The following is a 13,725-nucleotide window of genomic DNA, read 5'->3' as shown; positions in this document are numbered from 1 at the left end:
CGCGCATAGACCGCCGTGCTGGTGTCAGCGTGATCTCTTTTATGCACAGACCGTCAGGCCTAAGCGCCGAGTTCCGCTGCAAAATGCGTCAGGAGCTTGTGCTTTAGGATTTTGCCTGTTGGGGCCGCAGGCAGCGTCTCTGTCAGAACAATGCGAGCCGGGCATTTGTACCCAGCCAGTTGCCCGCGCACAAATCCCATCAGATCAGCAACATCGGGGCTGTCATCCGGAGTGACCTGAACAAAGGCCAGAACCTCTTCGTCACCTTTGTTGCGTCTGCCGACAACAGCGGATTGCACCACCTGTGGATGGGCGTTCAGCGCCGCCTCGACTTCGGGCGGGAAAACATTGAAACCGCCATGGATGATCAGCTCCTTGGAGCGGCCTTCGATATGCAAATGGCCGTGTTCATCCATCCGCCCCAAATCGCCACTGCGCAGCCACCCTTGGGCATCTAGCGTGCGCGCGGTTTCTTCGGGGTTGCGATAATAGCCCAGCATGACATTGCCGCCGCGCACCAGCACCTCGCCAATACCGTCACCGCCACCGGTCACGGTCTCATCTATGCGCACTTCCACGCCCGCAAGCGCGGGCCCTGCTGAAATATCCGGATCACCTAGGGTGCTGTTCTTGGTGGCGCAGATCCCGGCGGTGGCTTCTGTCATGCCATAGCCATTTTGCAAAGCCACGCCATAAAAGGCTTCGGCCCGGCGCTTCCAATCTGGATCCAACGGTGCCGCCCCGGACGACACATATTTCAGATGCGGACTGTCGAGCCGTTCCAGCCCCTGCTCCTTGGCAAATTGCATCACCAGCGCGTGCATCTGCGGCACAGCCGCCAGCCGGGTCACCCCGCGTCGCAGCGCCTGATAGAGTTTTTCTGCCGAAAACCGTGCCTCCAGCCAGACCTCAGCCCCCGCATAAAGCGCCGCTGTCATCACCGACGCCAGACCAAAAACATGGGTCATCGGCAAAACACCATAGATCACATCGCCCGGCGCCATGTCGCGTAGTTCAGCCGAGGCTTTGCCACCAAACAGCAGGTTGTCATGGCTCAGCATCACGCCCTTTGGCGCGCCCGTGGTACCCGTTGTATAAAGCAACACTGCGACCTCATCTGGGGCGTCACCGGAACTGGCAAACGGAGTTGCCAGATGCATCTGGCCAAAACTGCCGCTGATCACGCACGCTGACAGGCGATCAGCGTGATGCTGCGCGCCACCTGCAACCCCGGTGGAAAACAACACCGCCGCAGGGCGGGCGTGTTCCAGAATGCGATCCACTTCGCTTGCGCTCATGCGCGCATTGACAGGCACAGCAACTGCACCCGCCTGCGAGGTGGCCATCAAACCCGCCACCACGGCGCAGCAGTTCTCTGCCAACACCACTACCCGGTCACCTGCTGCCACACCTGCCGCTGTCAGCTCTGCCTCCAGGGCCTCGGTGGCCTCTGCAAGTTCCTGATAGCTCCAGGCGTTTCCTAGGCTGTCCGAAAATGCCGAGGCTGCGGGCTGTGCTTCTACCTGCGCCTGCAAAAGATCATGCCAAAGCTTCATCACCCATCCTCCCAAATTGTGAATCGAACACTATCCGTCTTTTAGACGCCGCCTGTTCTGCGCCACCTGTTAAATATCGCCTGTTAAATGTCGCCTTTCTCGCTCCCGAAGTTTGGCAGCCGCTTTTCTAAAAACGCGGCGATACCTTCACCCGCCTCAGCCCCTCCGGCGGCGCGCGCCATGGCGTCGCGTTCGGCGTCGAGCTGCGCGGTCTCGCGTTCTTCATAGGCTGTGGCCACCAGGTGGCGGATGACACGCTGCGCATCCGGCGGACCTGAAACTAATGCCGCAACCAGATCCTGCGCCGTCTGCAACACCTCAGCGGCGGGAACCACTGAATTCACCGCCCCCAGGGCTGCCAGGCGTTCAGCCGCCACTGGGCGCGCCAGCAAGCACATTTCCATCGCCAGAGGACGTGGCAACATCCGCGCCAGCGCCGAGGTCAAGCCACCATCGGGCACCAGCCCCGCCTTCACATAGGCAGCGGTGAATTTCACCCCCTGTTCAGCCACGATCAGATCCGCCGCCAAAGCCAAAGACACACCGGCCCCGGCTGCACCACCTTCGACGGCCGCAACAACCGGCACAGGGGCAGCGCGCAACCCCCGGACCAGGCTGTGCAGTTCATCCACTTTGCCGCGCCGTTGTTCTTCGCTCAGCTCACGTCGATCGATCAGCACGTTGAGATCGCCGCCTGCGCAGAAAAAGCCGCCCTCCGAGGTCAGCAAAATGGCACGAATGCGCGATTCCTCTGCCAGATTCACGGCCCTCGCGATGGCCTGGTACAGATCCGGAGACAGAGCCCCACGGCGGGTGCTGTTCATATTGATCACCACCGCGTGGTCGCCGTGATCCTCCAGCCGGGCAAGCGCGGTCATGTGCGTATCCTTTTGAAAACACCTGTTGCCGTCGTCAGCAACTGGTTGTCCGCATCGCGCAGTTCACCAAAGACATGCACGATTGAGGCCCCTCCCCCTGTCACCTTTGCCCGCGCGGTCACCCGTCCACTTCGGGCCGCCGCCACATAGGACAGCGTCAGTGAAACCGTGACCAGTGTAGGGTGGTTTTCAGGGTCGAAATGCTGCGAGGCTGTATTGCCACAAACCACGTCCAAAAGGGTCGCAGCCATGCCTCCATGCAAAATACCGACCCTGTTGAGATGACGCGGCTCCAGATCAAGCATGACAGTACAACTGCCGTCGCGCCGGTCGATTATGGTTTCATAACCGACCAGCTGCTGGCAACCAGGGTCTTCGATCTTGAAGCTGTCTTTGCCGTCAGACTGCAGGGGGCTATGCGGCGCTGTAGTCAAGGAACCGCTCCAGCTGGGTATCGGTGTCACCGAACCGGTGATCGGCCATCACGATGCGCTTGGCGATATGCGCCAAAGCATATTCTTCGGTCATGGCAATGCCGCCGTGCAGCTGGATACATTCCTCGGCGACCAGACGCCCGGCTCGGCCAATCAAGTTACGCGCTGCGGCAATCTGCAAAGCCTGCTGCGCCGGGTCTGCGTCCAAGTGCCCAGCTGCATTGATCACAGCGGACCGGGCCTGCTCCAGCTCGATCAGCAAAGTGGCCATTCGGTGCTGCAATGCCTGAAAGCTGCCGATGGGGCGACCAAACTGTTGCCGGGTCAACAGGTATTCGCGGGTCAGATCTGTCGCCGCTTCCATTGCTCCCAATGTCTCTGCCGCCAGCGCGACCTCAGCCCGGGTGATCGCCCGTTTCAAGGCAGGATAGGCCGCACCGGCAGCCCCCAGCCGGGCAGAGCTCGGCAGACGCAAACCGTCAAGATCGACCTCAGCCGCACGTCCGCCAGCCAATAGCGGATAGCCGCGCAGCGACAGCCCAGCTGCATCGCGGGGTACCAGAAACAAAGAGATACCCTCTTCGTCGCCCGTGGCCCCGGCTTCACGTGCGGAAACCAGAAAATGATCCGCCGCTTCAGCATTCACCACCACTGCCTTGCGCCCGTTCAAGACGATCTCGTCGCCCTCGGCTGTGGCCGTAGTTTCCACCTGCGCCAGATCATAGCGGCTGTTTTGCTCACCATGGGCCAGGGCCAGTTGGAGCGAGCCTGCGATGACCTGTTCGACCAGCTCTCTTTGGTCACTGTTGCCAAGGGCCGCGATCAGGCCGCCGCCCAGAATGGCCGTGTCAACAAAAGGCTCCACCGCACCTACGCGGCCCAGTTCTTCGAAGACCGTCGTCAGGTCGAAGCCTGCGCCGCCAAAGCCGCCATCTTCTTCACTGAACAGCGCGCCGATGACACCCAATTCGGCCAGCTTGCCCCAGATCTCGGTACTGAAACCCGTTTCAGTCGCAGCCTCGCCTAGGCGGGTACTGGCGCGCAGTGCCTCTTGGTTGTCGCGCAAAAAACGGCGCAGGCTGTCCTGCAGCATCTGGCGTTCGTCCGTCAGATCAAAGTTCATGCCCCACCTCCCAGTTTGACCTTGGCAATGATGTTTTTCTGGATCTCGTTAGAGCCGCCAAAGATCGATAGTTTGCGATTGTTGAAATACTGCGCTGCCACCGCCGCGCTGCCCTCTGGGCCGATCTCTGGCTCATTGCCACCTTCCAGCGCCTCAGAGGCAAAGGGCATGGCATAAGCCCCCGCAGCGCGCCGGGCGAGATCATTGATTTCTTGGCGAATCTCAGTCCCCTTAACCTTGAGCATCGAACTTTCGACCCCCGGTGCCTGCCCAGCTGCAGCGCGCGAGATAATCCTTAGATTGGTTGTGGACATCGCCATCAGGTCAATTTCAGCCCGCGCCATACGGGCCGCAAAATGCGGGTTGTCAATCAGGGGACGCCCCCGGTGCATCTGGCTGCGTGCCATGCGCTTGACCGCGTCCAAACCGGCCCGGCTAAAGCCGACACCCGCGATATTTGTGCGTTCATGGGTCAGCAGGTATTTCGCATAGGTCCAGCCCATGTTTTCTTCACCAACCAGGTTTTCCACCGGAACCTTGACATCGGTGAACCAGACCTCATTCACCTCGTGGGTGCCATCCAGCAAGGTAATAGGCCGCACCTCAATCCCCGGCGTGGCCATATCGATCAACAGGAAGGAAATGCCCGACTGTTGCTTGGCCTCAGGATCAGTGCGTACCAGACAGAAGATCCAGTTGGCGTATTGCCCCAGCGTGGTCCAGGTCTTTTGGCCATTGACCACATAGTGATCCGCCTCGCGCACAGCGCGGGTCTTGAGACTGGCCAGGTCAGATCCAGCACCGGGCTCAGAATATCCCTGACACCACCAGTCTTGCCCGGACAGAATGCGGGGCAAATAGTGATCTTGCTGTTCTTTGGATCCGAATTTTTGCAGCACAGGTGCCAGCATCGACAGGCCAAAGGGCACAATGCGTGGCGCGTGCGCGCGGCAGCACTCTTCTTCAAAGATGTGGCGCTGCACGGCATTCCATTCGCAGCCGCCAAACTCCTTTGGCCAATTCGGGGCCAGCCAGCCCTGTGCGTTCAGAATTGCATGCCACTGGTCGTGGCCGTCCTTGCCAAGCTCACGCCCAACGCGGATAGCCTCCGACATCTCCGCAGGCAGTTTCTCTGCTAGAAATTGTTGCACTTCTGCGCGAAATGCCTGCTCTTCAACCGAGTAATTCAGATCCATTTGGTGCTTTACCTCCCCGTAAGCCGCCCCCGGCCCAAAGGCCGGGCGCGCGCCGCTGGCCCTCGATGGGTCAGTGGCGCGCTCCCTCTTCGTGTCCTGACGATCAGTAGATCTCGAACAGGCCTGCCGCGCCCATACCACCACCGATGCACATGGTCACAACGCCCAGCTTGGCGCCACGACGCTTTCCTTCGCGCAGGATATGGCCGGTCATACGGGCGCCAGTCATGCCAAAGGGGTGACCGATGGCGATCGAGCCGCCATTGACGTTGCATTTCTCGTCGTCAATACCTAGGCGATCCCGGCTGTACAGCGCCTGGCTCGCAAAAGCCTCGTTCAGCTCCCAAATATCGATGTCGTCAACGGTCAGACCATGGCGTTCCAACAGGCGCGGCACAGCAAAGACCGGGCCAATGCCCATTTCATCAGGCTCGCAGCCTGCAACACAGAAGCCTTTGAAAGCGCCCATGGCCTCAATGCCACGCTGCTCGGCCTCTTTGCTGTCCATCAACACCACGGCTGCGGCGCCATCAGACAGCTGGCTGGCGTTGCCGGCAGTGATGAATTTGCCCTCGCCGCGCACCGGATCCAGACCTGCCAGGCCTTCGAGTGTTGTTGTCGGGCGATTGCATTCGTCACGGTCCACGACGGCCTCAACCTGGCTGATCTCGCCGGTTTCGCGGTCCTTCACGGCCATGGTCGTATTCATTGGCACGATTTCATCATCAAACACGCCGTTTGCCTGTGCCGCCGCAATGCGCTGTTGGCTGCGCAGGCCATAGGCGTCCTGATCTTCGCGACTGATGCCATACCGGTCTGCGACAATGTCAGCGGTTTCGATCATCGACATATAAATCGCAGGCTTATGCGCCAGGATCCAGGGATCAGCCGCCGGGCGCATCTTGGACTGCACCATCGAAATACTTTCGACACCACCGGCCACCATGGGGCCGGAACCGCCTTCGGTAATCGCCTGCGCTGCCAGTGCAATGCTTTGGAGACCCGACGAGCAGAACCGGTTCACGGTCATGCCCGAGGCGGTCACCGGCAGCCCGGCGCGAATGGCGATCTGGCGGCCGATATTGCCGCCGGTCTCGCCCTCGGGCAGGCCGCAACCGATGATGCAATCTTCGATTTCACCACCAGAAAGCCCCGCGCGGGCCACCGCAGCTTCAACCGCATGACCGCCCATCGACGCACCATGGGTCATGTTGAAAGAACCCCGAAAGGATTTGGCCAGCCCAGTGCGGGCGGCAGAGACAATAACGGCCTGTTTCATCAGCTGTTTTCCTTGTTCAAATCATCAAATGTGCGGCCTTCGGCCACCAGTTGCTCCAGCAGCGGCGCGGGCTGCCAGAAAAAGTCATCTTCCTTGGCATAGGATTTGATATTGGCGAGGATCTTGTCCAAACCTTCGATATCGGCCCATTTCAGCGGCCCACCCCGATAACGCGGGAAACCATAGCCAAAGAGCAGCGTCATATCGACATCCAGCGGGCGGCGCGCGATGCCTTCGCCGACAACCTTGGCCGCTTCGTTCACCATCGCAGCCATGTAGCGGCTGATGATTTCCTCATCCGAGAAAACGCGCGGGGAAATGCCCTGTTCGGCGCGTTCCGCCGCAATCAGATCGCTGACCTCAGGATTCGGAGTGCCACCGCGTTTGTCGGCCTCATAGACATAGTAGCCCTTGCCGGTCTTCTGACCAAAATTGCCCGCTTCGCACATTTTGTCGACATAGGCGCTGTCACGTTCGCGCGGATCCATGCCCTCGGCCCGCTTGCGTTTGCGCATGGCCCAACCAATGTCGAGACCCGCCAGATCGGCAACCGCAAAGGGCCCCATGGCAAAGCCAAACCCCGTCAGGGCCTTGTCGATCTGATAGGGCGAGGCCCCGTCAAGGATCATATGGTCCGCCGCCTTGCGATAGGTCGACAGGATTCGGTTGCCGATGAACCCATCACAGACACCCGCCCGAACCGAGATCTTTTTCAGCCGCTTGCCCAGCTCAAACCCTGTCGCAACCACATCCGGCGCGGTCTTGTCGGCGACCACCACCTCCAGCAGTTTCATCACATGCGCCGGTGAGAAGAAGTGCAGCCCGATCACATCCTCGGGGCGTGAGGTGCAGGCAGCGATCTCATTGACGTCCAGATATGACGTATTGGAGGCCAGAATGGCGCCTTTCTTGCAAACCGCATCCAGCTTGCCAAAGACTTCTTTCTTGACGCTCATCTCCTCAAACACGGCTTCGATCACCAGATCCACATCGCTGAGGGCTGCATAATCCGTCGCCAGTGTTAGAGCGTCTTCGGTCATCTGCGTAAATTGGTCTTCGGAAATCTTGCCGCGTTTCAACGCGCCTTTCAGATTGCCAGCGATGCGGCCTTTGGCAGCCTCTGCCGCCTCGGGAGTCATTTCCAGCATAACAACAGACAGGCCTGCCAGCAGCGCCGCAGTTGCAATGCCCGCACCCATGGTACCACCACCAATAACGCCGATCGCATTCAGATCACGGGGGGCAACACCTTTCAGCTCTGGCAGTTTGCTGACAGCACGCTCAGAGAAAAACGCGTGTATCAGACCCAGACGCTGGTCTGAGTTCATCAGCTCCATGAACAATTCACGCTCGCGTTTCAGACCGGCCTCAAGGCTGGGCGATTCCGCTGCGGCCTGAACCGCACGCACACAGGTTGCAGGCGACAACTGGCCGCGACCCTTTTTCAAGGTCGCCTCATAGATCGCATCAAAATCAACAGCTTGCGGTGCGGGCATCTCGCCCACGGCACGGCGTGGGGCGCCCTGATCCAACAGCTCCTGCGTGTAGGCCAGACCTATCTCGCGTGGCTCTCCTTCGGCGATTTTGTCAATGATCCCCGCCGCCAGCGCCTCTTTGGCACCGACCTGACGACCAGAGGTGATCATCTCCAGCGCGGCCTCTGTGCCGGCAACACGCGGCAGACGTTGTGTCCCCCCAGCGCCGGGCAAAATGCCCAGATGCACTTCGGGCAGGCCCATCTTGGCGCTTGGCACTGCAACACGATAATGCGACGACAGCGCCACCTCAAGCCCGCCACCAAGGGCCGTGCCATGTAGGGCCGAAACCACGATCAGCGGTGAGGCCTCGATGCGGTTGCACAGATCGGGCAGATAGGGATCCTTTGGCGCCTGACCAAATTCACGAATGTCAGCGCCTGCAAAATAGGTGCGACCATCGCCATAGATCAGCACAGCCTTGGCGCCTTCGCTCTCAGCCCGCTCAATCCCGGCCAAAAGACCGGTGCGAATATCAATACCAAGGGCATTCACAGGCGGGTTCTGCGCCTTCAGAACCGCAATATCCCCAATACGCTCATATGCGATGGCATCCGTCATTCGTTTTTCCTCTCTCGCGCCGGGCGAATTCTGGGCACCTGCCCGATCCTGCCCTCTTCAGTTTCGATCTCAACATAGGCTGCGTCTTTGCGCCAAGCCCCTGCCCTATGTGTTTATCCAGAACCTCGCGTCACGGGCCCAACTGGTGGCCACCGGGACCAAAGGCAGAAAGAGCCGCACAGGATCGAATTCAAAATTCCACTATGCAGAACTTGGTTCCAAACATTTCAGGTCACACTAGGCAAGCCCACGCTGGTGATCAAGCAAGAATCTATCACGACCAAATATCATTGCTGCGCTGCACGCATACAGACAATGAAAAGAGAAAAGGGGCTCCTGCCATCGCAGGAGCCCCCAAGAAGGCACGCATTTTCAGAGCTATAGAATTCGGTAGTTGCGCCTATACAGCCTTGCTGACCAGCCCTGCTGCGACCCAGGCATCAAAGATTTTCAACACCGCCTCGCAAAATGCCGCATCGTTGATGTGGCAGTCCAATTCAGTCAGCATGGCAGAGGTCGGACAGGACCGCCGCATCTCGGCACAAAAGGCCTGCAACCCCTGCGCATCATGCAAATCGCCCCCGGGGCGGTCCCACTCGTTGCAGCCCTGATTAGGCAGCAGCATGACAACCGGCCCCTTTGCCGCCGACAGCTTGCTACAGATGGAGCGCGCCACGGCTTCACGCTCGCTTGCGTCCAACACTGCCGAGGACAACAAACGATTGTGCGCATGCACCGGTCGCCCTTCAAACTGCACGGGCACGCCCTGCCAGCCAACAAAATCAACCAGATCATAACAACCAGGAGCCACAATCTGCGGCGTCGCTGCACAGCCTGCATTCGTCAGCCGATCTGCGCCGGCCGACAGCCCACCAAACAGATGGTTCGACACTTCCTGGGGTGCGAAATCCATCACGGCCGCAAAGGCTCCCTCTGCCGCGAGGCTTTCAAACGCCCGTCCGCCCATGCCAGTTGCATGAAACACGGCGACCTCAAAGCCCCGCGCTTCAAGTGCCGGCTTCAACGTCACCATATAGCGTAGAACCGTCTTGCCGAACGACGTCATCCCAATCAGCGGCCGCTCGCGACGCGGAGGCTCAACCGCGCGCGCAGCACCCAGCACAGCTCCGGCCGCCTGGCTCAGCGAGGCTTTGCAAATCGAGTTCAACCCATAAAGCCCACCAGCCCAGAGGATCATCTGCACATCCGCCGGGATCCGTTCTGGCGGCATCAAAGGCGAAAAGGCAACGGTCGAGACCACGTATTTTGGCACCCCCACCGGCAGGGCTGCACAAAGGTCCAGCGCCAGATCGGTGCCCATCGTCCCCCCCAGCACAATAACCCCGTCGATCCGCCCTGCCCGGTACAGCTCCAGTGCCTTGGCGGCAGCCCCTGCCCCCATGATCTGCATCGCCGAATTTTCGTCGCCGCTTGCAATCGCCACCTCAATCGAACTGCCACCGGCCTCGGCCACCGCATGTTTACTGACATCCGTAGGGCGGCTGGGATCTCCCAGCACGCTCACATCCATTGACAGCACCGCCCCACCCTGACCATGGATCACCTCGGCCAGATAGTGCAGCTCATCGTCTTTGGTGTCATAGGTTCCTGCGACCAGAATGGTTTTCTTGTTCATAGCAGCCTCACAACTGAATCCAGGCAGTTTTTAGATCGACATATTTATCGAGCGCATGCAGCGACTTGTCGTGGCCATTACCCGATTGGCCAACGCCACCCAAAGGCACGGTATTGTCAGCACCGCCATAGGTGTTCACATGCACCACGCCCGCACGAATGCCTGCAACCATACGATGCGCGCGCGACAGATCTGCAGTCCAGACACCTGCGGCCAGACCAAAATCGGTGGCATTGGCCAGGCCCAGCGCCTCGGCTTCACCTTCAAATTTTGTCACCGCCAGAACCGGGCCGAAGACTTCGCGCTGAAACAGGGCATGATCGCGCGCCACATGGGTGACGATGGTCGGCGCCATATAGCTGCCACCTGTCTCTTCCAATATCCGCTGCCCGCCGGTGATCACCTGGCCACCTTCGGCGCGGGCCATATCCATGAAGGACAGGTTGCGCCGCAGCTGGTCCTCGGAGTTCACCGCGCCGATCTGACTGCCCAGATCCAGCGGATCGCCCACGCGCAACGCCTCGGCTTCGGCCTTGAGCAGGGCGACAAATTCATCATGCACTGAAGCCTCAACCAACAGGCGCGAGCCCGCCACACAGACCTGACCGGAATTACGGAAAATCCCCATGGCCGAAACCTTGGCGGCTTTTTGCAGATCCGGCGCATCCGCAAAGACGATATTCGGAGATTTTCCGCCCAGTTCCAGATAGCAGCGTTTCAGATTGGAGCGCGCCGAGGCCTCAAGCAGTTTGCGGCCTGTGCCGCCAGAGCCCGTGAAGGTCAGAACATCGACCCCCATCGACATCGCTAGCGCCGCGCCGGTTTCCGCGCCGCTGCCGGTGACCACGTTGAAGACCCCATCCGGCAGGCCACATTCGACGCAGATTTCCGCCAGACGCAACAGCGTCAGTGAGGCGGTCTCGGCTGGTTTCAGCACCACGGAATTGCCCATAGCCAAGGCTGGTGCCAGCTTCCAGGCGCCAATCATCAGCGGGAAGTTCCACGGCACAATGGCCCCGACCACACCGACTGGGGTGCGATGCACCAGCCCCAAAACATCCGGCTGCGTGGGCGCGACTTCGCCCGCCACCTTATCCAGGGCTTCGGCGTAGTAGCGAAAGGTGCCCGCAGCCGATCCTGGCTCTGCCTTCAGCGCCATGTTGAATTCGGTGCCATTGTCACGCACACCCAGCACCGCCAGCGCGACCGCCTCGGCCTCGATCCGGTCGGCGATGCGGTGCAGGATCTTTTTACGTGCGGCGGGGGACTGCCCCGCCCAGCGGCCATCGTCAAACGCCCGCCGCGCCAAGGCGACAGCGCGTTCGACATCTGTGGCAGAGGCGCCTTCAAGCGTGGTTAGAACAGCCCCTTCAATCGGCGAAGTAACTTCGAGTGGCGTCCCCGAACCTCCTTGCCACGATCCTTCAAGAAAGAGTTTTTGCGGCGCGACAGGAGTCTGCCGAAGCTGGTTGATGAGGTTTTGTTCTGCCATTCGGCCTCCTTCAGCTCTTTGCGCTCTTTCCAGACCCGGAAGATATGCGAGGCAAGAACCAAGATGATGATAGTGAATAGAATGAATGCGATGGGGCGGTTGATGAAGTCCCAGGGTTCTTTGACCCGTGCCATTCCGGCGCGCAGCTTGACCTCCATGATGCCGCCCAGAACCATGCCAAGGATGATGGGAACCGCAGGCAGGGCCAGACGTTTCAGGATAAAGCCAAGGATACCAAAGGCGGCAGCGACCATGCAGTCCGTGGCTGAATTGCGCAGGCTATAAACCCCAACGAAGCTGAGCGTCAGGATCGCCACGCCCAGGAACCGATTGGGGATTTTCACCACCTGGATCAGTGACCGTGTCGCAAAGAGCAGGAAGATCAGCACCAGCACATTGAGGATCAGCAGCGCCAGATAAAGTGCGACGACAAAATCCATGTCGTTCTGAAACAGCCCCGGCCCCGGCACCACGTTATGCACGTAAAACACGCTGAGCATCATCGCCGTCAGCGCTTCGCCCGGAATGCCCAAGGCGAGCAAGGGAACCATGGCGGCCGCCGGCACCGCGTTATTCGCCGTCTCGGCGGCGATCAACCCTTCGGACGATCCATTGCCAAAATCCTGCGGCCGCTTGGAGCTCTTTTGTGCGTAGGTGTAGGACATGAACTGCGCGGTGAATTCGCCAACGCCCGGCACCATCCCCATCAACACGCCAAAGCTGGCAGAAACCCCCGCCACGCGTGGATGGCGGGCCAGTTCCCGAAGCCCTTGAAACATACCGCCACGCAGTTTGGTCAGATGTACTTTTTCGTCTTCGTCCATCAACAGCACAAAGGCCTGGCTCAGGGCAAACAACCCCAGCACGACAACAATCAGATTGATGCCGCCGCCCAGGAAATCCTGCCCGAAGGTGTAGCGCTGAGTGTACTTCACCGGCTCCATCCCGATGGAGTTGAGAAAAATGCCAAAACAGGCCAGTGCCCCGGCAATCAGCGCCTGCCCGCGATGGGCCACCACCACGAGGATAAGGCCCAGAAGTGCTGCCAGAAAGATCTCGCGGCTGCCGAACATCGGTGCCACCTTGGCCAGCACCGGCGCAAACAGAATCAGACAGATGACCGAGAAAACACCGCCAAAAAAGCTGGCGGAATAGGCCAGGCTCAGTGCCCGGCGCGGTTCTCCGCGGGCGGTCATCGGATAGCCATCATAGGTAGTGAGCGCGTTGACTGCGGTGCCGGGTGTGTTGATCAGGATCGCCGGAATAGCACCGCCATACATCGATGATCCATAGATCCCCAACAGCACCGTCAGGCCAACAATCGGATCCATGGAAAAGGTCGCAGGCAGCAGAATGGCAATCGCCACCGCCGGGCCAACACCGGGGATCGCGCCAATCAGCACGCCGCCCACGGACCCTGCAAGCAGCGCCAAAGCGACGTCCCAACGCATCAGGATATCAATTGCGGAAAGGATCAGATCCATCAGGAACCCCGTGACCTAGAGATAGAGGATGAAAAAGCTGCGCAAACCAGCGGGCAGGTATTCATAGAGCAGCGCGCCAGGGATCTTGACCGACAGAAATCCTTTGAACAGCACCACCACCGCCACGGCAAAACACAGGCAGATGCCCATCATAAAACGGCTGCGATACCCCATGCGCCGCGCCAGAAGCGGCACGAAGGCCAGCGTCACCGGAAGGTAGCCAATCAGGGGCACCAAAAACACATAGGCCAGAAACCACAGCGCGTATTCCAGGCTCCGCCCCCACTGCCGCGCCTCCCAGAGGTCATAGCGCGACACCCGGCGCCAGGGCAGTTGGTACAAATGCAGCCCGCCCAAGAGCACCATGCCGCCAAGGCTGACAGCGGGCCAGAACCGGGGCTGTGCAAACAGCCGGGTCTTTTTGACCCAGGCGGTTTGCTCGCCGATCAGTGCCAGCAGCAGGGCCGAAAGGCCCAGAAAAACCAGCGCAAAGATCAGCTGCCCGCGCCGGGGACCGACAAAACGGCGTTCTCGTTCGGTAGTCATATCAG

The 13,725-nt window shown here is 60.0% G+C and carries 11 protein-coding genes; all 11 read right to left on the bottom strand.

What is annotated here, in order from left to right; genetic code table 11:
* Positions 1 to 59: 59 nt before the first annotated feature.
* The 11 genes from PH5382_RS08880 to PH5382_RS08835 all read right to left on the bottom strand — a co-directional run bounded on the left by PH5382_RS08880 (position 60) and on the right by PH5382_RS08835 (position 13,720).
* A complete protein-coding gene (locus tag PH5382_RS08880; RefSeq protein WP_058334009.1) occupies positions 60 to 1,556 on the bottom strand; it encodes a class I adenylate-forming enzyme family protein in 1,497 nt (498 codons plus the stop codon).
* An 83-nt stretch (positions 1,557 to 1,639) separates the two neighbouring features.
* Positions 1,640 to 2,434 carry an oxepin-CoA hydrolase, alternative type gene (locus PH5382_RS08875; protein ID WP_058334008.1) on the bottom strand — a complete coding sequence of 265 codons (795 nt, stop codon included), beginning with the start codon at positions 2,432 to 2,434 and terminating at the stop codon, positions 1,640 to 1,642.
* Positions 2,431 to 2,868, bottom strand: a complete 438-nt coding sequence (locus PH5382_RS08870; RefSeq protein WP_058334007.1) for a PaaI family thioesterase — start codon at positions 2,866 to 2,868, stop codon at positions 2,431 to 2,433. Before PH5382_RS08870 ends, PH5382_RS08875 begins: the two co-directional genes overlap by 4 nt.
* Positions 2,849 to 3,991 (bottom strand): acyl-CoA dehydrogenase family protein, encoded by a 1,143-nt coding sequence (locus PH5382_RS08865; protein ID WP_058334006.1) that lies wholly within the window; start codon positions 3,989 to 3,991, stop codon positions 2,849 to 2,851. The genes PH5382_RS08870 and PH5382_RS08865 overlap by 20 nt, the downstream gene beginning before the upstream one ends.
* The gene (locus PH5382_RS08860) at positions 3,988 to 5,187 is read right to left on the bottom strand and encodes an acyl-CoA dehydrogenase family protein (RefSeq protein ID WP_058334005.1); all 1,200 of its coding nucleotides are present in this window, start codon (positions 5,185 to 5,187) and stop codon (positions 3,988 to 3,990) included. The genes PH5382_RS08865 and PH5382_RS08860 overlap by 4 nt, the downstream gene beginning before the upstream one ends.
* 103 nt (positions 5,188 to 5,290) lie before the next feature.
* Positions 5,291 to 6,466: an acetyl-CoA C-acyltransferase gene (locus tag PH5382_RS08855; RefSeq protein WP_058334004.1), complete on the bottom strand. Its 1,176-nt coding sequence runs from the start codon at positions 6,464 to 6,466 to the stop codon at positions 5,291 to 5,293.
* Entirely contained in the window at positions 6,466 to 8,562 is a 2,097-nt protein-coding gene (locus PH5382_RS08850) for an FAD-dependent oxidoreductase (protein ID WP_058334003.1), read from the bottom strand. Before PH5382_RS08850 ends, PH5382_RS08855 begins: the two co-directional genes overlap by 1 nt.
* Positions 8,563 to 8,962: 400 nt before the next feature.
* Positions 8,963 to 10,198 carry a Tm-1-like ATP-binding domain-containing protein gene (locus PH5382_RS08845; RefSeq protein WP_058334002.1) on the bottom strand — a complete coding sequence of 412 codons (1,236 nt, stop codon included), beginning with the start codon at positions 10,196 to 10,198 and terminating at the stop codon, positions 8,963 to 8,965.
* A 7-nt stretch (positions 10,199 to 10,205) separates the two neighbouring features.
* A complete protein-coding gene (locus PH5382_RS19430; RefSeq protein WP_082645612.1) occupies positions 10,206 to 11,573 on the bottom strand; it encodes an aldehyde dehydrogenase family protein in 1,368 nt (455 codons plus the stop codon).
* Positions 11,555 to 13,174 carry a tripartite tricarboxylate transporter permease gene (locus PH5382_RS08840; RefSeq protein WP_058334001.1) on the bottom strand — a complete coding sequence of 540 codons (1,620 nt, stop codon included), beginning with the start codon at positions 13,172 to 13,174 and terminating at the stop codon, positions 11,555 to 11,557. The genes PH5382_RS19430 and PH5382_RS08840 overlap by 19 nt, the downstream gene beginning before the upstream one ends.
* 15 nt (positions 13,175 to 13,189) lie before the next feature.
* Entirely contained in the window at positions 13,190 to 13,720 is a 531-nt protein-coding gene (locus PH5382_RS08835) for a tripartite tricarboxylate transporter TctB family protein (RefSeq protein WP_058334000.1), read from the bottom strand.
* Positions 13,721 to 13,725: the final 5 nt, after the last annotated feature.

The organism is Phaeobacter sp. CECT 5382, assembly GCF_001457775.1.
Lineage (GTDB): Bacteria > Pseudomonadota > Alphaproteobacteria > Rhodobacterales > Rhodobacteraceae > Pseudophaeobacter.
Note: the sequence above shows the minus strand (reverse complement) of the source record. Positions and strands in the feature narration are given on the sequence as shown.